Below are 17,816 nucleotides of genomic sequence, written 5' to 3' on the forward strand. Positions count from 1 at the left end.
TATGAATCTTCCTCCCTGAATTGGTCTTAGCAACTTTATTCTAACTGGAAAGTTCATATGTTTCTATTTTTTTGTGTAAAAATAGGCGTGAATGAATTTCTTCATCCACACCAAAAATTATACAGCCGTAAAAAGTGGAACTATGACATTTGTCACAGTCCCACTTTTTTAATTTAGATAATTTTTAAAATGACATAATTCAATTTTTTCAGTTTCTAGCCATTCTTTGACTTGAGGGCTACATAAGGCATTCGCTTCTAGAGTTCTGATCGTTGTAAATGACGAATTAGTTAAGATGAAGTGATCTAAGAAACCAGGGTGGAAAATAACGACTGCCACCTCTTTGTCTAAAATTTCACCTTTATCTTTAACTAAATACTCGATTGGGTCATACACGCCTTTTTCATCTAGTTCAAACCATTTGGCACTAGTAATCCCTGAAACTTTTTGCCACTCAGGAAATAAAGGCATTGATAAAAAGATACCGTATTGTTTCGCAACAGTTTTAATTGCTGCAAATAATTGTTGGGATTTCACTGCATGACCATCAATATAGACGGGGTAAACGCCAGCAATTTCTTTAAATCGCAAGACTTGGCCTTCGACTTCTAAACATGCTTCTTTAAAATCCACCGTGTCTTCAGTACGTTGACGAATGTCATTACTCGTGTAAAACTCTCCTGTTTGAGGATTGCATAAAGTTGGAATGCTTTGTGGGTCACTGACTGGTTGACCCGTACAAATATTCGTATGTAAACCAATCACGACTTTGGAGCTGTCCTTAATCAAATCATAACCATGTTGGGCGTAGGGCATATTGCTCATCAATCCAACGGCACTAGCCACCCCTTCGTGAACTACTTTACTAATTCCGTAATTAACTGCTTCACTAAAGCCTAAATCATCTAATTGGATAATCAATTTCATTTTCTGCGCTTCCCTTCTAATAAACCATCCTTTTTCACATTTAATTTACCATAAAGAGTTTTCAAAAACAAGGGCTCTTCTATACACAAAAAAACAGAACTAGCTGTATTAGCTAATTCTGTCCTAGTTTTATTTTGCATCTGTGTCGAAAATAATCGTTACAGGCCCGTCATTGATTAAGCTAACATCCATCTGAGCACCGAACTGACCTTCACCAACAGTTAAGCCGGTTTTTCGTAATTCTTCATTAAAATAATCGTAAAGTTCCGTTGCTTCAGCTGGCGCTGCGGCTTCAGTAAAACTCGGGCGGTTCCCTTTTTTAGTATTCGCTAATAACGTAAATTGGGATATTGACAAGACTTGCCCTGACACTTCATGAATTGACAAATTCATCTTACCTTCGCCGTCTTCAAAGACTCTTAACTTATTAATTTTATTGACTAAGTAGTCAGCTTCGCCTGTTGTGTCTCCCTTTTGAACGCCGACTAACAACATAAATCCTTGGTCAATCTGAGATAAGATTTTACCTTCAACAACGACATGAGCTTCTTTAACTTTTTGTAAAACAACTTTCATTTATTGACCTCACCTTTCCCCTTTACTACTAGTTTTTAGTTCGACGAACACTGTAGACATCAGGGATATTTTTGATTTTATCAACAATCCGTTCAAGATGTGACAAGTTTTGAATCGATAAGGTCAAATGAATCACAGCCATTTTATTTTTACTTGGCTTAGCATCAACTGCTAAAAGATTTTTTGTCGCTGCATTGACTACGTGTAAAATATCATTTAACAAGCCTGTTCGATTATAGCCGTAGACTTCTAGGTCAGCATTGTATTCTTTGCCACTTTTCGCGGCAGTGTCTTCCCATTCCACTTCAATTAAACGTTGTTCAACAGCTTCATTGTTCACAATATTCAAACAATCTGCCCGGTGAATGGAAACTCCACGGCCTTTTGTGATATAACCAACGATTTCATCTCCTGGTACAGGATTACAACAACGACTAATCCGAATTAGTAAGTTTTCAACCCCTTGAATCACAATGCCACCATCATGGCGAACTTTCATCTTCTCAGGTTCTTTTTTGACTGGTTGAGTCATTAACTCTTCAGCTTCTTGCTTTTGACGTTCTTGCTCACGCTCACGACGTTCTTTTTCCGTTAAGCGATTTGCCACAACTTGGGCTGTTACTTCACCAAAGCCAATTGCCGCATACAAGTCGTCTTCCGTTTGAAAATTAAAGCGTTCTAAGGCATCTTGGATTTTGACTTTCGTTAAAAATTCTTTCGGTTTGAATTCTAAGTTAATCAGCTGTTTATCTAACATCTCTTTCCCTTTAATAATATTCAATTCCCGATCTTGGACTTTAAAGAAACGTTTGATCTTATTACGGGCTTTAGAAGTAGCAACTAACTTGACCCAGTCGCGACTTGGGCCAAAGGAATTAGCCGAAGTTAAAACTTCGATTATGTCACCATTTTTCATCTTATAGTCTAATGGTACCATTTTACCGTTAACTTTCGCCCCAGTTGTTTTGTTGCCAACTTCCGTATGAATGTTGTAAGCAAAGTCTAAAGGTCCTGAGCCTTGGGGAAGTTCCGTTACATCACCTTTTGGCGTGAAGACGTAAACTTTATCGCTAAAGATATCCCCTTTAACGCTTTCCATAAAGTCAGCAGCATCATAGCTTTCATCTTGTAATTCAATGATTTCGTCAAACCAACTTAATTTTTTATCATTGCCTTCTTCGACAACTTTCTCAGTTTTCCCTTCTTTATACGCCCAGTGAGCAGCTACCCCAAACTCGGCAATTTGGTGCATTTCGTGCGTTCTAATTTGAACTTCCACAGGATTGCCTTTCGGACCGATGACCGTTGTATGTAAGGATTGATACATGTTCGTCTTCGGCATGGCAATGTAATCTTTGAAACGGCCAGGCATTGGCTTCCATTTAGTATGAATCGCTCCTAACACGGCGTAACAATCTTTAATCGTATCAACAACGACCCGAATCGCTAGGAGATCATAAATTTCTTCAAATTCTTTTTTCTGACCACTCATTTTTTGATAGATGGAATAAATATGTTTCGGTCGGCCATAGATTTCCGCATAAATATCTAACTCTTCTGTTGATAAGCGAATCTCTTCCACCGTTCCCTCAATATAAGCTTCCCGTTCATCTCGTTTCGAGTCCATCAAATTAACAATTCGATAATATTGATTCGGATTTAAGTAACGCAGAGCAGTGTCTTCCAGCTCCCATTTAATCCGACTAATCCCTAAGCGATGGGCTAGAGGTGCATAAATTTCAATTGTTTCTTGAGAAATCCGCCGTTGCTTATCTTCTCGTAAATGCCGTAAAGTCCGCATATTGTGGAGTCTGTCAGCTAGTTTAACCATAATTACCCGTAAATCTTGAGCCATGGCTAATAACATTTTACGATGATTTTCCGCTAACTGTTCGGCATGTGATTTGTATTTAATTTTTCCTAGTTTCGTTACACCATCAACTAACATGGCCACATCTGGGCCAAACTCATTGGCTAAATCTTCTAAGGTCACATCAGTATCTTCCACCACATCATGGAGAAAACCAGTGGCGATTGTGTGTGGGTCCATTCTTAATTCGGCTAAAATTCCTGCCACTTGGATTGGATGAATAATGTAGGGTTCTCCCGACTGCCGGGCTTGATGAGCATGAGCGGCTGTGGCAAAGTCACATGCTTTTTTGACAAAGGCAACGTGCTCGGGGCTCATGTATGTTGAAACGATTTTAATGACACTTGGTCCACTTAATTCTTCATCTTTTGGCATGTGTTTCACTCCCTTTTACTGACTCTAGTAATCGACTTTGATCTCAATCAATTATTACTTGAGGATATTAGTGTTATTATACAAACTTTAGGCCATCTTTTCAATAAGCCACTGATTTATCGTCAGCCTTACTTGAGAAATCGGCGGATTATTTTAGCCTTTTGGTTAGTGTAAGGTGGAAACATCAGATTTAATCGCAGTTTAGAGTGTCTGACTAAAACTGCTTTTTGATGTGTAAATGTCGTAAAACTAGCCTTGCCATGGTAACTTCCCATGCCTGACATACCGACTCCACCAAAGGGCAGATAACTGTTAGACAAGTGCAAAACTGTATCATTAACAGTACAGCCGCCAGCTTGAATCCCTGCTACTAATTCAGTAATTTCAGCTTTGTTTTCGGAAAAAGGATAGAACGCTAAAGGACTTGGTTGCGAGTTTATTAGATTTTCTGCTTCTGCTCGTTTTTGATAAATCAAAATTGGTAAAATTGGTCCGAAAATTTCTTCTTTCATACTAGCTAACTGAGGACTTTCATGACTGTCGACTTTCAGTAATGTTGGTTCAATAAAGTTTTCTGCTAAGAGACTCTTACCACCCCAGATAATCTTCGACTGATCTTTTGTTAATAAATTAATTAAGCGTTGGCTATGCCTTTGATTCACAATTCGACCGTAATCAGGATTCTGCTGAGTCTCTTGACCATAAAGTTCTTGAATACTGACCTTTAAGCTTACAATAAACTCATCGGCTACGGCCTGATCGACTAAACAGTAGTCTGGCGCTACACATGTTTGACCAGCATTTAAAAACTTGCCCCAAACAATTCGCTCCGCTGCCGTTTTCACATTAGCATTTTTCGTCACTAAGGCGGGACTTTTCCCGCCTAACTCTAAAGTCACTGGGGTTAAATGCTGACTAGCTGCTTGTAAGACGACTTTCCCAACAGCTGAACTGCCAGTAAAAAAGAGATAATCCACCGTTTCTTTTAAGAGTTCTGTATTCCTTTCACGATTGCCTTGATAAAAATACAGATAATTTTCTTTAAAATAATTTTTACTAGCAGCGATTAAGACTTGATTGACATGGGGGGTATCTTCTGACAAAGCGACGATAGCTGTATTACCACCAGCTAAACTACCAATCAGCGGATCAAGAGATAACAATAATGGATAGTTATAGGCGCTCATAATCACAGTCACCCCATACGAACTAGCTAAGGTGTAACTTTTAGCAGGCCATAAAAATAAGGGCGTCTTTTTTCTTTGTGGCTTTACCCATTTTTTTAAGTTTTTCTTCGTCTCAGCTAAACTCCGATAAAGCAAACCGATTTCAGTTAAATAACTTTCTAGTGGTGCCTTGCCTAGATCTTTGACTAAAGCCGCCTGTAAGTCAGCTTCATGACTGCGTAACAGCTTTTCTAATTGAGTCAGTTGAGTCAAACGATAACTTAAACTCTCAGTCTCACCGCTCTCAAAAAAATGCCGTTGTTCTTGGACAACTTGTGCCAAATTTAACTCTCCCATTAAGACTTGCCCCTTTCAACGTGTGACTAATAATAGTTCATATTATAACATATTTCACTAGTCAATTAGCTTATCTCAATCCGCCTAAAGAAAAAATCACTAGCCATTAGCATCTGCTAACAACTAGTGACTTACTTTGATTTTTCACTTAATTGAAAAGATTCTTTTACGGCCAATTTTTAACTGGCGGTAAATCGTTAAGGAACCTATGAGATAAGAGACTATCCCCGCTAAAATTATTTTCAAAAGCCAACCCCAAAAGTTAAAAACTTCATGTTCAGCGTATAGATGATAACTACTGCCAAAGCCAGCAACTAAAATAGTACAATACAACATAAAGATAATTAAAGTTGGTCGTCTTAAATTAGCAAAAACTAAGTACTTGTTATTATTTTCTAAAGTCACTTTTGCAAATAGCTTTTGGCCACTAATTAACAAAACTAAAGCGATTAAAAGATAGACTAAAAAACTCGATGTGGGAATTGCTCGATTATTTAAACCAGCGACAAACAAGTGATCAGATAACACTCTTGAGTAATCCTCTGTCAACGCATAGCCTAAAACATAATACTTAAAGACTTCTTCTAGTTCTGCTATAGCGGAAAGAAAGATAAGTAATGAGGAGAAGAAACCAAATAATGTCAACACGCCTGTTACCCATTCTCCTAAAATTAATCCGGCAAAACTACTAATCAGAAAAACTAGCCCAATCACACAAGTTCCGGCTAAGACACTAGTCACTAATAGACTCATCTCGCCATTGAAATATTCAGATGGAATGCCACTTTTAATCGTTAGTAAGACGTACAATTTACCTAGTAAAACGGATAGTAGCAAGCTACCACCAACAACTAAATACTTGCTCCAATAAATTTTGGGACGACTGTATTGAGAAGAAAATAACAAGGTATTGAAATGACTTTTCATGTCAAAGAAAAATAATAAGAAACCGACAACCGCTGCTATTACAAAAAAGTAAAAGGTGTTTTCTTGATAAAAACTAGAACCATACGTATATAGTCCATAATATGTGTCATCCTCATTGAAGTAATTCAAGCGGTCTTGACGATAGACTTCAAAATTCGTTGTCTTTTCGTATTTTTTCGTTACTCGATTATAATATTCATAATGCTCTTGTTCAGGGTCGGCACTAGCGTAATTTTCTACAAAGTCATCTTCTGCCTCTTTCGTTTGTAAGTAATTATTCTCAAACTTCCAATATTTCACACTATTTGAGCCTTCGATCACATAGGCTCCGATGACTAAGACAGCAATTAGAGCCAGAAATTTCCAATAGCGTTGACCAATTAACTTTAATAACCCTTTATCCATTTTGACTCCTCCTATTCATAAAAGTGATAGTCACTTTCTGTCGTTAAATTTGAAGCAAATAAATCTTCTAAAGAAATCGGTAATTCTTCAAAAATCACCGGCTCCAAAGCTTTAATCGCCGTTAATAGCTCTGGCTTTAATTCGTCAAATAAGACTGTAATGACTCGACCTTGCTGACTTAAAATATGGCCGCTTTCTTGCAGTAAATGTGGAATTGCTTTCTCTTTAAACGCTAACTGAACCTTAACACTAGTGGAACGCATGCTTTCTAAGTCATAGTTTTTAATGATTTGACCGTCTTTTAAAATTAAGGCTCGATCAACTAAACCTTCTAATTCAAGTAAATTATGAGAGGAGATCATCAAAGATAATTGATTTTTACTGACTTCATCAATGACTAAACGAATGACTTGCTTCTTAATAATAATGTCTAGGCCATCAAAAGGTTCGTCAAAAAACAAGTACTCTGCGCCAGTGGAAAAAGCTAAGATAACATTAAACAATCCTTGCATGCCTTTTGAATAATTCCGATAAAAACCTCGTTTAGGCAATTGGTATTTTTCTAATAAACTTAAAAATTTCTCCGTATCAAAGTTTGGATATAACTTCCGATAATAGCTTTCAATCGTGTAAGGCGTCATCGTCGTTAAAGGATTTAATTGCGTATCTAAATAAAAAATCGTCGTATACAATTCTCGTTTAACGTCTATTTCTTGATCAGAAATCGTAATCGATCCTTGATCTTTTTGATAATGGTCCACGACTGTTCTAAATAATGTGGTTTTCCCTGTACCATTCCGACCGACTAAGCCATTAATCTGACCTGGGACCATTGAAAAACTAATGTCTTTCAAAATCTCTTGACTGTCAATTGTCTTACTTAAGTGTTTAACTCTCATTCTTAGTCCCTCCTAAATCATCTGCTGTTTCTGACAACCAAGTGATCATCTCTGGTAATTCTACATTTAAATAGCGGGCTTCGATGACTAGATCTAACATCTTCCCCTTAATTTTAGCAATTTTTTCTTCATCACCACGGCTGGCGACTAGTTCTTTCACAAATGTCCCTCGACCTTGCACTGTCGTAATAACCCCTTGCTCTTCTAAAGACTTATAAGCTTTGCTAATCGTATTAGGATTCATCATCAGTTGGCTGGCCATCTCACGAACAGAAGGAATTTTTTCCCCTGGTACGAGTAACCCTTGTAAAATTTCTTCTTTAATCCCCAGGACAACTTGTTCATAGAATGGTTTTTTACTCTGTTTATCAATGATAACCATTGAGCCCCTCCTCCATTTCTCTTCAAGTGACTTACGTGTACTATTATACACGGTACACTTTCATTGTAAAGAGTTTTTTACGGGCTATAAATAAAAAAACAGTAACCCCCTTGGTTACTGTTTTTTCCTTGACTATTAAACATTCTTTAATAATTCTAACTGGTAACTAGCAGCACTTAATAAATAAAAGGGTGCAGTTTCCGTTCTTAAAATTCGGGGACCTAAGGCACATAGACTTCCCCCAGCCCCAAGAAATGTTTGAATTTCTTGGGAAGACAAGCCGCCTTCTGGGCCAAATACCGCTAAGAGACTTTCTCCTGGTTTAATTTGGCTTAAGGTTTTCACTAACTGGCCATGCTCCCCTGCTTTCGCAGATTCTTCATAAGCGACTAGAACATGATCATAGTTTGCTAAAGTTGCCATAAATTCTGACATCTGACTATATAATGTAACCTCAGGTTGGACTAGGCGGTGAGACTGTTCCGCCGCTTCTTTCGCAATTTTAGTTAGCCGTTCTTGCCGTTTGTTAAGTTTTTTAGCATCCCATTTTACGACTGAGGTTTGACCAGGAAAACCAACAAATTGATAAGCCCCTAATTCCGTCCCTTTTTGGACAATTAGATCTAACTTATCACCTTTCGGATAGCCTGAAGCAATCGTAATTGCAACTGGTAATTCTTTCTCTTGGGTCTCACGACTAACTTCCCGTAAGCTAACTGTCTCAGCTAAAACTTCTGTTAGTTCAGCGATGATTGCCACTTGATCAGCAAAGACTAAGTAACACTGATCGCCAGCTTTCATACGCATCACATGAATACTATGATGAAAATCATCCCCACTTAAAACTAAAGCGGACTGCTGACTTTCTTCATAAGTTTGACTAGAAAAATAGCGTTGCATCTCTTATTCTCCTTCAACTGGTTTCGTTAAAATAATGCCAAACCAATCCCCTTGTTGTAAAATCTCAGAGACCTCAAAGCCTTGAGCCACTAGTGCTGTCATAACTTCCTCTTTTTTATCGGCAATAATCCCTGAAACAATTAGTTTGCCGTTATCTTTCAGTAAACGCCAAGCATCAGGAATTAACAATAAAATAATTTCGGCTAAAATATTGGCGACAATCACATCAGCTTCTTCAGTGATCCCTTTTAATAAATCATTGGCACTAACAACAACATCTTGGGCCACAGGATTTAATGCCATGTTTTCTTTAGCGGCAGTGACTGCCACATCATCTAAGTCATAAGCATAGACCTTTTTAGCCCCTAAGTGCTTACTAGCGATACTTAAAACACCAGAACCTGTACCTACATCAAGAACTGTTTCCCCACCTCGTAAGACAATCTCAAGTCCGTGTAAACTAACCATTGTCGTTGGATGAGTGCCCGTTCCAAATGCCATGCCTGGATCTAATTTGATGATTTTTTCATCAACATTTTTAGGAGTGTAATCTTCCCAATCTGGCACGATAGTTAAGTAACGACTAATATTGACTGGGTGATAGTACTTTTTCCAAGCTGTTGCCCAATCAGCTTCTGCCACTTCACTAATTTCTAACGTGTTAGCCCCAATTGCTAAGCCGTACTCTGGCAATTTTAAAATCCGTTCTTTCATCTCAGGTAAAAGCTCTGGTAAGAAGATCGTCTCTGGGAAATATGCCATTACTAGCGCCCCTTCTTGAATGTGTTCAAAGGTAGCTGAGTCTAGTAACTCACCAAAACCATCTTCAACAAAATTCGCTACGTCTAAGGCATCTTCAATGGCAACGCCACTGGCACCAGCTTCCATCATAATATTTGAAATTGCTTCAACTGCTTCACTGGCAGTCGTTACTTTTACTTCTGTCCATTTCATTTAATTCAGTCTCCTTAATATTTCGGATAAGCAACATAGTCCCTTGGGCCAGTTGCTTCACTTAACATTTTTTCATAGGCTGCTTGATCCCATTTCAATTCAAAGACTTCTTGGTCTTCATTGTTAAGGAAATCAATTAAATCACTTTCCCCTTCAGTCATCACTTGACCTAAATATTTAGCGATCGTCATAATCGTCGTTTTAGGTAAGCCTTTTTTGCCTTCATATGGAATGGCTGCTAAGTATTCTTCATCAGTTTCGCTACCTTTACTTGGGTCATAGATGATTAAGCTATCTTCAAACTCGATGACTTCCTCTTCTGATTGAACCCCTTCAGTATCAGTAATTTCAGCAGCCTCTTGATTTTGAGCGTATAAAACAGCAATGACTTCTACCCGGTGGTTTTTAGTGTCCCAATCAATGGCAAAGTCATATTCTCCTAAGTGCTTTTCTAACTGCTTCTCTAAAAATGTTAACATGTTTTCTTTTTTCATCATGACAACGCCCTTTCTTTTGGCTATTAAACTAGCCCTTTTATTTAATGATACTCATTTTCTCGTCACCAAAGTGGCTCCTTTATTATTATAACGACTTATCGATAAAAAGGCGAACTATCTTGTGAAGTTGTTTGTCAATTTTCTCTTGAAAGTTATCACCGCTTTTCAAAAACATTCTAGTTTTTTAGTAATTTTTCTTTTGCGTATCTGAAATCTATACACAAAAAGGCAGCTCTTTTTCGAGATTTCATCCTGGCTTTTCCCGTCTATAAAACAAGATTTTTAACAGAATATCACACATTGAAATTCCTTTAGTTTTTTTACTTGCTTAGAGTGTTTAAAAACTAGTAGGAAAACTAACGAAACGTTGACACATCAAGCTTTATTAATGTTTTTACGAACGAAAAAACAGTTGATTTTCCAATAAAAACAATTTAAACTATACACATAAAGGAGGATTTAAAATATGAGGAAATTCAAATTTTTTATTGTCGGTATTTTATCTATTGCTGTTCTCAGTGTAACTTTTACTGGAACAGTGGCTAACGCTTGGCGCGCTCACAACACCCGAGACTACAACCTTAACATAACTACTGGTGTCGCTTTAACTTATGATTCTAGGGGAGCTGCTGTTGCATCAGTAAAAGTCGGCTGGTCTCAATGGGGAACTGCTAGAGGTTGGGGATCTGCTCGAGCTACCCAACGTCTTTACGGAAATCACCCAGTGTGGTTTCAAAATAGTGGTTCGTAAGAAACATACGAAATAAGAAAGGCAAAGACCAAGCGCTTTGCCTTTCTTATTAGCTTATCCTCGTCACTCGCTGTTACATTAATTTTTAGGAGGTTCACTGAATTACTATGAAAAAAGTTAGCATCGCCATAATTCTCTTGCTAGTACTCATTAGCTCTGTTTTTTTAGTTAAGCCTAAAGCACGGGAAATCCCCTCCGAGATAGCTTCACCTCCAGATTTAACCTTTGAACAATTAGATGAGAAATATCAAGGCTACCCTGAATACTCAGACTCAAAAACTATGTCTAAACTAATAGATGACTATGCCACTAAGTCTAAAAACACACAAAGCTTAATCCAACAACGTTTACTACTAAATCATATGCTTTTAACCTCCCTTGAAACCACTCAAAAAAAAGAAATTAGTGTCTTAAAGGATGAGTTCACTCAGCTTTCAAAGACCATTAGTATGACTAATTACTCAGTTGAACACTACGACGTCGATCAGGAGGAAAAAAAAACTGTCATTCTGAAATTAGATACCGAAACAGATCAAGAAAATTATTATTTCTCTTGGTACACCTTGAATACTAGTGAATTATTTGACGTGGACAACGTAGATTTTTACTTATATTCAAAAGAGGATCAACAAAAATATACACCTGATTTAGCATTGTCTAGTTTTCTAACTGCCAGCTTTGATCCTAGTCTTCAGCAACAACAAGGGTTGATTGTTTATAAAGTCCCTAAAAAAGAGAACAGAGACAAACTCGTCGAAGTTGTTACAATCAAAGACAAGAAAATGGAGGGGCGTTATGTTGATCTCTCAGCTTATCAAGAAACTCACTAAATTTCTCCCCTTAGTTGTCTTATTTTCCTTACTTGCATTAACTTTCTCACTTCTACTGTCTCAAATTTACGCTAATTATAAAAGCGCTGAGCAACTCAATGGCATCAGCAGTTACGATTTAGTTGCTGGACAGCTAACCACTAATCCTCAGATCAAGTCTGATCCTAAAAAAATTATCCATACTTTAACTAATCAAAATGCCCCACTCTATTTAATCGATACTCAGCATCATGACAGCTTAACGGAAAAGTCCCCACCGATTGTCTTAGCTAATTTTTCAACTAAGCTAATTCACATTAATCTAGCTAGCGGCCGCTGGTTTTCGACCCAAGAAATTGAAGAGGGACAACCAGTCGCCATAATTAGTAAGTCTTTTTGGGCACAAAATAACCAACTAAGTCAGCTTAAAATCAAAAATAAAGCTTATACCGTTGTCGGAGTCATCGAAGATTACCGACGGGCCAATTTGTTAACTAGTCCTATCTACCTTAATCCTAGGGCTTTCCTCAGTGAAGATGACACGATTTATTTCCCTGAAATAATCCTTTCGCAACAAGACCAGGCAAACTATCAAGCTTTTGTATCTGCCCTAGCAGATCAAGGATATATTTTTAAACTAACTTCTGACGCCGTCATTACCGAAAAAAAACAGTCAATCTTTGAGTTTATTCAAGCTTCTTTGCCGCTTTTTTCGATAGCTGTCATTAGTCTCATACTCGTCTTTTCAAATTATTTGAAAAAAACTATTGTCACTATCGGTGTCAAAAAAATGCTTGGTTGGAAAAACCCAACAATTATTTGGCATGAAATAATACCTTTACTGACAGCTATTTTGACAAGTGTGGCAGTCGGCCTAATGAGCCATCGATTGCTGGCTCAGTTCATCTTTAGTCTTCCTGAAGTCTATTCCTTGCCGGCAGTCATTACATTGGGCTGGACTTTTCTAACGAGTCTGATTATGCTCTCCTTCACAACTATCCGTCTGATACACACATCACCATTAAGCTTACTACGAGGTCGTTCATTATGAAAAATTTACGTTACACTGCTGTTGAAACAATCGCCTTTCCTTTCAGAAAACTATTAGTAATCTTGCTAATTAGTCTGATCTTTTTTGAATCCTTTGGAGCAATTCAAATTGGCAGCAATTTATTTATGAAAAAGAGGCAATTTGAAAGAACCTTTGCTGGTCAGCAAGTCATGCATTTATTTGATACGTCATTTTCCTTGACTCAAGAAGCTCAAAGGACTGTCTTGCAGAAATTTGAAGAGTTAACCCAGACTGAGTTTCTCTATTATTCCAGATTTTCAAGCCAAGTGACCGCTGTCAGCACAGCCGCTTTCCATTTCCAAAACAACCCACCTGTCAATTTTTTACTAGATAGTGGCGATAGCGCTAGTGTTCCTCAAGTAATCGAAGCAAATTCGGCTTTTTTTAAGGCTTTTCCAGTAGACTTAGCGGAAGGTCGTTTTTTTTCTGCAGAAGAATTTCAAACCGATAGTCCTCTAGTTATTTTAGGTTCAGATTATCAAAACCATTATCAGTTAGGCGATAAAATTAACTTTGGCAGAGCCGATGAAAGGTTTCTCGCTGGCAAAACAGACAGCTTAAGCAGAATTGATTACACGATCATTGGTTTTTTAAACCCACAACAACAACTTGATTTATCAACCGGTGAACAAAGTTTTTCCTATCAGTCCCTTAATCAACAAATGTTACTTCCGCAAAACCAGTTTCATGATGTCTTGCCTGAAAATAATTTATATCAGTACCAACTAATCATGAGTCACAATCAGTTAGAGACCATTGGCATGGACAACATCAATCAACTTTTAGCTGAGCTTAATCAGGAGCTTTCGCCGATTCATTTAGTTTTAAATGATAGTTCACAACAAATTAGTAACCAACTAGACATTTTAAATAACCAATTTTCCCAGTTACTTATTAAGTTTTTTATTATGTTAACTTTCGCTAGCATTAGTTTCTTTATTTGTTTTAAAGAGATTATCAAACAGCGTTCCCCAGTCTTCTTTGTCTACTTAAGTATCGGCTCGACTAAACAAGACATTATCTTAATTAATTACTTAATGACGATGGTTATTATCACTAGTGGTTTTGCTTTAAGTTTCTTCCTCAACGCTTTTTTCCCAAGGGAACTAATAACTATTGGCGACAACCAGTTATCTTTAGTCACTCTCATAATCAGTTATTTTTTGTTTACACTTTGGTTCTCATTATTGATATTACCAACCCTTTGGAAGTTTAAAATGATTAATATTAGTGCCTACTTAAAGGAGGTTTTTGTATGATAAAACTTGAAATGATAAAAAAAATTTACAAACAAAAAGAGCTAACTTCCACAGGTTTGGACATAAAAAAATTAGAGATTAAACAAGGTGACTTTATCGGAATTACCGGTTCCTCTGGTAGCGGCAAATCAACATTACTTAACATCTTAGGAACTTTAGATGCCCCTACTCAGGGAAGCTATTTATACAAAGAAAATGATGTGGCTACTTATTCAAATAAGCAATTAGCCAACTTTCGTAATCAAGAAATTGGTTTTGTTGTGCAGTTTTTTGCGCTAATTCAAGACTACACCATCTTTGAAAACATCCAACTACCGCTCCATTACCAAAAATTAACTGGTAAAGCTAAAAAAGCCCTCATTCATGACGTCGCTGATAAGCTTGACATCAGAGATATCTTAGGAAAATACCCTAACCAACTCTCTGGGGGCCAACAACAACGAGCTGCCATTGCCCGAGCCATGATCAATCAGCCACCTTTAATCTTAGCAGACGAACCAACTGGTAATTTAGATAATCAGAATACGATACGAGTCATGACCTATTTGAAAGATTTACATAACTCTGGTCATACGATTTGTTTAGTCACCCACGAAGCTGAGCTACTAACTTATTGTAATCGTAAAATTGTTTTAGAAGATGGTCGGATCAGCTATGATGAATTCAGCGATTACTGATTAAATCCTGGGACCTTAACTATTACTCCTAAATTAACAGAGAAACCCGCTAAAAAGGCAAGACCCTTCAGCTATGGTATAATAGGCGTATTATGACATGAAGAGGAGGGGACTTATGCACAAGCCTTTAGCTTACCAAATGCGGCCCCGTAATTTAGAAGAAGTTGTTGGCCAACAGCAATTAGTCGGACCTGGTAAAATCATTCGTCGCATGGTCGATGCTGAGATGTTATCTTCCATGATTCTCTACGGACCACCAGGTACTGGTAAAACAAGTATCGCTAGTGCGATTGCCGGTTCAACTAAATTCGCATTCCGCATGCTAAACGCCGCTACTGATACTAAAAAAGATTTACAAATCGTGGCGGAAGAAGCGAAGATGAGCGGAACCGTGATCTTGCTCTTAGACGAGGTTCACCGTTTAGACAAAACGAAACAAGACTTTCTATTACCCCATTTAGAAAATGGGCGGATTATTTTAATCGGCGCCACGACTGAAAATCCTTATATTAGTATTAACCCAGCCATTCGTAGTCGGACTCAGATTTTCGAAGTCCTGCCTTTAAGTGAAACGGATATTGAAGTGGCCATTAACCACGCTTTAGCCGACGAAGAACGGGGCCTTGGTCAACACGCTGTCACGATTGATGACAACGCCATGCTCCATTTAACTCGCGCGACTAATGGTGACTTACGCAGTGCTTTGAATGGTTTAGAATTAGCAGTTAAATCGACACCCGCCAATGATGAGGGGCAAATCCACCTAACGATTAGTATCATTGAAGAATGCATTCAACGGAAAGCCTTAACTCATGATAAAAAAGGCGATGCTCACTACGATGTCATCTCCGCTTTGCAAAAATCAATTCGTGGCAGTGATGTTAATGCCGCCCTGCACTACTTAGGTCGCTTAGTTGAAGCCGGTGATTTGTTTATTATTTGCCGCCGTTTAATGGTGATTGCTTATGAAGATGTCGGTCTCGGTAATCCTTCCGCTGCTGCTCGAACCGTTAGTGCTGTTCAAGCAGCCGAAAAACTCGGTTTTCCTGAAGCCCGGATTCCTTTAGCAAATGCTGTCGTAGACCTCGCTTTATCACCAAAATCGAATACGGCCTATTCTGCCTTAGACAATGCCATTGCTGATATTCGAGCAGGTAAATCTGGTGAGATTCCTAGCCACTTACGAGACAGCCATTACAGTGGCGCTAAAGATTTGAATCGTGGTGTCGGTTACCAGTACCCTCATGACGCCCCAGGCTCTTGGGTTGACCAGCAATACTTACCTGATAAAATTAAAAGAGCCCGTTACTACGAACCAAAAAATACCGGTAAGTACGAACAAGCTCTCGCTCAGCAATATCAAAAAATTAATGACAGTAAAAAAACTTAAAATCCTCCTGTAAAACAGCGGGGTTATCAGTATACATCTAATTTCCCCTATGATATAATCTAACTGAAAAGAGAGATATGCAGAAACATACCTCCCTTTGTAGAACCGTTTTAAGACGGTAGCTTAAGAATAATAAAAAATAACTATCCTAACCTGCTAAAGTTAATGGATAGTTATTTTTTTTGATTAAATTTCAATACCGTAAGCACTAACATGGCAAAACTTATTGCCACTGTCAATGTTTCGTATACCGACATGCTAGACCTTTCTAGGAGTCACAGCTCTAATCATAGGCATCACTCCCTTTTTAAGAAATTAGCCACCATCTTTCACTTTTCTACTTCATTACCATAACACAAAATAAAAGATGAGATTGAGAGATACTTCTCTTTTATAGTGAGAAGCATTTCTCATTGAGCACAGTACAAGCCTTAAAATACCCCTGTAAAACAGCGGGGTTATCAGTATACATCTAATTTCCCCTATGATATAATTTAACTGAAAAGAGAGATATGCTGAAACATACCTCCCTTTGTAGAACCGTTTTAAGACGGTAGCTGTTGAATATAAAAAAATAACTATCCTAACAGTCTAAAGTTAGTGGATAGTTATTTTTTTTGATTAAATTTCAATACCGTAAGCACTAACATGGCAAAGCTGATTGCCACTGTCAATGTTTCGTATACCGACATGCTAGACCTTTCTAGGAGTCACAGCTCTAATCATAGGCATCACTCCCTTTTTAAGAAATTAGCCACCATCTTTCACTTTTCTACTTCATTACCATAACACAAAATAAAAGATGAGATTGAGAGATACTTCTCTTTCACATTGAGAAGCATTTCTCATTCCTAAGAAAAGTTCTTTTTTATAAGCGTTCTAACCAGCTTAACAATTCATCTGCTACTAAATCTTGTTGCTCTTTTTCTGTTAACTGACTTGGATTATCGCCTTTTTGGGGACCGTAACTGCCAAAACCAGCATGGTTGCCGCCAACTATTTCTCGGAATTCGGTTTCCTTAGGCAAGAACATCCGACTCGCCTCATAGTTCTTTTGATTTAAGACCCCATCTTCCGAAGCTGTTAATGATAAAACCGGTTTTCCTAACTGATTTAACGCTCCCTTCTCATCTGGGTAACTAGCTAAGAAGAAGACACCTTTTAAATTCTCACTAGTATCTCCGTGAGCGTAGCGACTGATCATAACAGCCCCTAAAGAATGCCCCCCTAATACATAATTATCAAGATAAAACTCTTCAATGATTTCCTCAACTTTATTTCCTTGGAAGACTGCTAAATTTAAAGGCAGGTGAATCAAATAAACAGGATAGCCAGCTTTTGCCAAAGTCTTAGCCCATAGACTATAACTCATCTCCTCGACTAAAGCTCCTTGATAAAACAAAATTGAAGGTTTAGTTGTCGGCTTTTCCGGACTGAAAATCAGGCCATCCTTACTTTGACTCACATTAATTCCCGAACTACTGCCCGCTGCCTCTTGGGCAAGTTGACTTGGTTGGTAAGTCACGCTCTTCAAACCAAAATAACCAATGACTATCAAAAAAAAGACAGTTAACAAGACACTAATACTAATTTTACGCCATTTATTCATTGATACCCTCCTTC

General features: G+C 37.9%; 19 protein-coding genes. 6 read left to right on the forward strand and 13 right to left on the reverse strand.

Annotation, left to right across the window (positions count from 1 at the left end):
• Positions 1–168 precede the first annotated feature (168 nt).
• The 10 genes from CBF35_RS10850 to CBF35_RS10895 form a co-directional block, all read right to left on the reverse strand.
• Positions 169–927, reverse strand: a complete 759-nt coding sequence (locus CBF35_RS10850) for a ChbG/HpnK family deacetylase (RefSeq protein WP_126781050.1) — start codon at positions 925–927, stop codon at positions 169–171.
• 129 nt (positions 928–1,056) lie between these two features.
• A complete protein-coding gene (dtd, locus tag CBF35_RS10855) occupies positions 1,057–1,503 on the reverse strand; it encodes a D-aminoacyl-tRNA deacylase (protein ID WP_126781052.1) in 447 nt (148 codons plus the stop codon).
• A gap of 28 nt (positions 1,504–1,531) precedes the next feature.
• Positions 1,532–3,748 (reverse strand): RelA/SpoT family protein, encoded by a 2,217-nt coding sequence (locus CBF35_RS10860; RefSeq protein ID WP_126781054.1) that lies wholly within the window; start codon positions 3,746–3,748, stop codon positions 1,532–1,534.
• 128 nt (positions 3,749–3,876) lie between these two features.
• A complete protein-coding gene (locus CBF35_RS10865; protein ID WP_126781056.1) occupies positions 3,877–5,271 on the reverse strand; it encodes an aldehyde dehydrogenase family protein in 1,395 nt (464 codons plus the stop codon).
• Between the two features lie 144 nt (positions 5,272–5,415).
• Entirely contained in the window at positions 5,416–6,603 is a 1,188-nt protein-coding gene (locus CBF35_RS10870; RefSeq protein WP_126781058.1) for a hypothetical protein, read from the reverse strand.
• An 11-nt stretch (positions 6,604–6,614) separates the two neighbouring features.
• Positions 6,615–7,502, reverse strand: coding sequence for an ATP-binding cassette domain-containing protein (locus CBF35_RS10875; protein ID WP_126781060.1), 888 nt, complete (start codon positions 7,500–7,502; stop codon positions 6,615–6,617).
• Positions 7,492–7,884, reverse strand: coding sequence for a GntR family transcriptional regulator (locus tag CBF35_RS10880; protein ID WP_126781061.1), 393 nt, complete (start codon positions 7,882–7,884; stop codon positions 7,492–7,494). Before CBF35_RS10880 ends, CBF35_RS10875 begins: the two co-directional genes overlap by 11 nt.
• Before the next feature lie 135 nt (positions 7,885–8,019).
• A complete protein-coding gene (locus CBF35_RS10885; protein ID WP_126781064.1) occupies positions 8,020–8,784 on the reverse strand; it encodes a 16S rRNA (uracil(1498)-N(3))-methyltransferase in 765 nt (254 codons plus the stop codon).
• A gap of 3 nt (positions 8,785–8,787) precedes the next feature.
• Entirely contained in the window at positions 8,788–9,738 is a 951-nt protein-coding gene (gene prmA / locus CBF35_RS10890; RefSeq protein ID WP_126781066.1) for a 50S ribosomal protein L11 methyltransferase, read from the reverse strand.
• Positions 9,739–9,752: 14 nt separating this feature from the next.
• Positions 9,753–10,232, reverse strand: coding sequence for a DUF3013 family protein (locus CBF35_RS10895; protein WP_126781068.1), 480 nt, complete (start codon positions 10,230–10,232; stop codon positions 9,753–9,755).
• Between the two features lie 469 nt (positions 10,233–10,701).
• On the opposite strand from CBF35_RS10895, the gene CBF35_RS10900 reads away from it, so the two are divergent.
• The 6 genes from CBF35_RS10900 to CBF35_RS10925 all read left to right on the forward strand — a co-directional run bounded on the left by CBF35_RS10900 (position 10,702) and on the right by CBF35_RS10925 (position 16,193).
• The gene (locus tag CBF35_RS10900; protein ID WP_126781070.1) at positions 10,702–10,986 is read left to right on the forward strand and encodes a hypothetical protein; all 285 of its coding nucleotides are present in this window, start codon (positions 10,702–10,704) and stop codon (positions 10,984–10,986) included.
• Positions 10,987–11,093: 107 nt separating this feature from the next.
• A complete protein-coding gene (locus CBF35_RS10905; RefSeq protein ID WP_126781072.1) occupies positions 11,094–11,816 on the forward strand; it encodes a hypothetical protein in 723 nt (240 codons plus the stop codon).
• On the forward strand, positions 11,782–12,846 hold the full coding sequence (locus CBF35_RS10910; RefSeq protein WP_126781074.1) for an ABC transporter permease: 1,065 nt from the start codon (positions 11,782–11,784) through the stop codon (positions 12,844–12,846). The genes CBF35_RS10905 and CBF35_RS10910 overlap by 35 nt, the downstream gene beginning before the upstream one ends.
• Complete coding sequence (locus CBF35_RS10915; RefSeq protein WP_126781076.1) at positions 12,843–14,126, forward strand: ABC transporter permease; 1,284 nt, start codon at positions 12,843–12,845, stop codon at positions 14,124–14,126. Before CBF35_RS10910 ends, CBF35_RS10915 begins: the two co-directional genes overlap by 4 nt.
• Complete coding sequence (locus CBF35_RS10920) at positions 14,123–14,803, forward strand: ABC transporter ATP-binding protein (protein WP_126781078.1); 681 nt, start codon at positions 14,123–14,125, stop codon at positions 14,801–14,803. Before CBF35_RS10915 ends, CBF35_RS10920 begins: the two co-directional genes overlap by 4 nt.
• A 115-nt stretch (positions 14,804–14,918) precedes the next feature.
• Positions 14,919–16,193: a replication-associated recombination protein A gene (locus CBF35_RS10925; RefSeq protein WP_126781080.1), complete on the forward strand. Its 1,275-nt coding sequence runs from the start codon at positions 14,919–14,921 to the stop codon at positions 16,191–16,193.
• Between the two features lie 173 nt (positions 16,194–16,366).
• Here the strand turns inward: CBF35_RS10925 and CBF35_RS15130 are convergent, their stop codons facing one another.
• The 3 genes from CBF35_RS15130 to CBF35_RS10930 all read right to left on the reverse strand — a co-directional run bounded on the left by CBF35_RS15130 (position 16,367) and on the right by CBF35_RS10930 (position 17,802).
• Positions 16,367–16,450 (reverse strand): putative holin-like toxin, encoded by an 84-nt coding sequence (locus tag CBF35_RS15130; protein ID WP_228025900.1) that lies wholly within the window; start codon positions 16,448–16,450, stop codon positions 16,367–16,369.
• Between the two features lie 351 nt (positions 16,451–16,801).
• The gene (locus CBF35_RS15135) at positions 16,802–16,885 is read right to left on the reverse strand and encodes a putative holin-like toxin (protein ID WP_228025900.1); all 84 of its coding nucleotides are present in this window, start codon (positions 16,883–16,885) and stop codon (positions 16,802–16,804) included.
• A 176-nt stretch (positions 16,886–17,061) separates the two neighbouring features.
• Positions 17,062–17,802, reverse strand: a complete 741-nt coding sequence (locus tag CBF35_RS10930; protein ID WP_126781082.1) for an alpha/beta hydrolase — start codon at positions 17,800–17,802, stop codon at positions 17,062–17,064.
• Positions 17,803–17,816: the final 14 nt, after the last annotated feature.

This window comes from Vagococcus salmoninarum (genome assembly GCF_003987495.1).
In the GTDB taxonomy this organism is placed as follows: Bacteria; Bacillota; Bacilli; order Lactobacillales; family Vagococcaceae; genus Vagococcus_D; species Vagococcus_D salmoninarum.

Coding starts and splice junctions, on each gene's coding strand:
- CBF35_RS10865 (WP_126781056.1), bottom strand. CDS start 5,271: ATGGGAGAGTTAAATTTGGCACAAGTTGTCCAAGAACAACGGCATTTT.
- CBF35_RS10920 (WP_126781078.1), top strand. CDS start 14,123: ATGATAAAACTTGAAATGATAAAAAAAATTTACAAACAAAAAGAGCTA.
- CBF35_RS10850 (WP_126781050.1), bottom strand. CDS start 927: ATGAAATTGATTATCCAATTAGATGATTTAGGCTTTAGTGAAGCAGTT.
- CBF35_RS10930 (WP_126781082.1), bottom strand. CDS start 17,802: ATGAATAAATGGCGTAAAATTAGTATTAGTGTCTTGTTAACTGTCTTT.
- dtd (WP_126781052.1), bottom strand. CDS start 1,503: ATGAAAGTTGTTTTACAAAAAGTTAAAGAAGCTCATGTCGTTGTTGAA.
- CBF35_RS10910 (WP_126781074.1), top strand. CDS start 11,782: ATGTTGATCTCTCAGCTTATCAAGAAACTCACTAAATTTCTCCCCTTA.
- CBF35_RS10875 (WP_126781060.1), bottom strand. CDS start 7,502: ATGAGAGTTAAACACTTAAGTAAGACAATTGACAGTCAAGAGATTTTG.
- CBF35_RS10860 (WP_126781054.1), bottom strand. CDS start 3,748: ATGCCAAAAGATGAAGAATTAAGTGGACCAAGTGTCATTAAAATCGTT.
- CBF35_RS10905 (WP_126781072.1), top strand. CDS start 11,094: ATGAAAAAAGTTAGCATCGCCATAATTCTCTTGCTAGTACTCATTAGC.
- CBF35_RS10915 (WP_126781076.1), top strand. CDS start 12,843: ATGAAAAATTTACGTTACACTGCTGTTGAAACAATCGCCTTTCCTTTC.
- CBF35_RS10870 (WP_126781058.1), bottom strand. CDS start 6,603: ATGGATAAAGGGTTATTAAAGTTAATTGGTCAACGCTATTGGAAATTT.
- CBF35_RS10900 (WP_126781070.1), top strand. CDS start 10,702: ATGAGGAAATTCAAATTTTTTATTGTCGGTATTTTATCTATTGCTGTT.
- CBF35_RS10880 (WP_126781061.1), bottom strand. CDS start 7,884: ATGGTTATCATTGATAAACAGAGTAAAAAACCATTCTATGAACAAGTT.
- CBF35_RS10885 (WP_126781064.1), bottom strand. CDS start 8,784: ATGCAACGCTATTTTTCTAGTCAAACTTATGAAGAAAGTCAGCAGTCC.
- CBF35_RS10925 (WP_126781080.1), top strand. CDS start 14,919: ATGCACAAGCCTTTAGCTTACCAAATGCGGCCCCGTAATTTAGAAGAA.
- prmA (WP_126781066.1), bottom strand. CDS start 9,738: ATGAAATGGACAGAAGTAAAAGTAACGACTGCCAGTGAAGCAGTTGAA.
- CBF35_RS15130 (WP_228025900.1), bottom strand. CDS start 16,450: ATGTCGGTATACGAAACATTGACAGTGGCAATAAGTTTTGCCATGTTA.
- CBF35_RS10895 (WP_126781068.1), bottom strand. CDS start 10,232: ATGAAAAAAGAAAACATGTTAACATTTTTAGAGAAGCAGTTAGAAAAG.
- CBF35_RS15135 (WP_228025900.1), bottom strand. CDS start 16,885: ATGTCGGTATACGAAACATTGACAGTGGCAATCAGCTTTGCCATGTTA.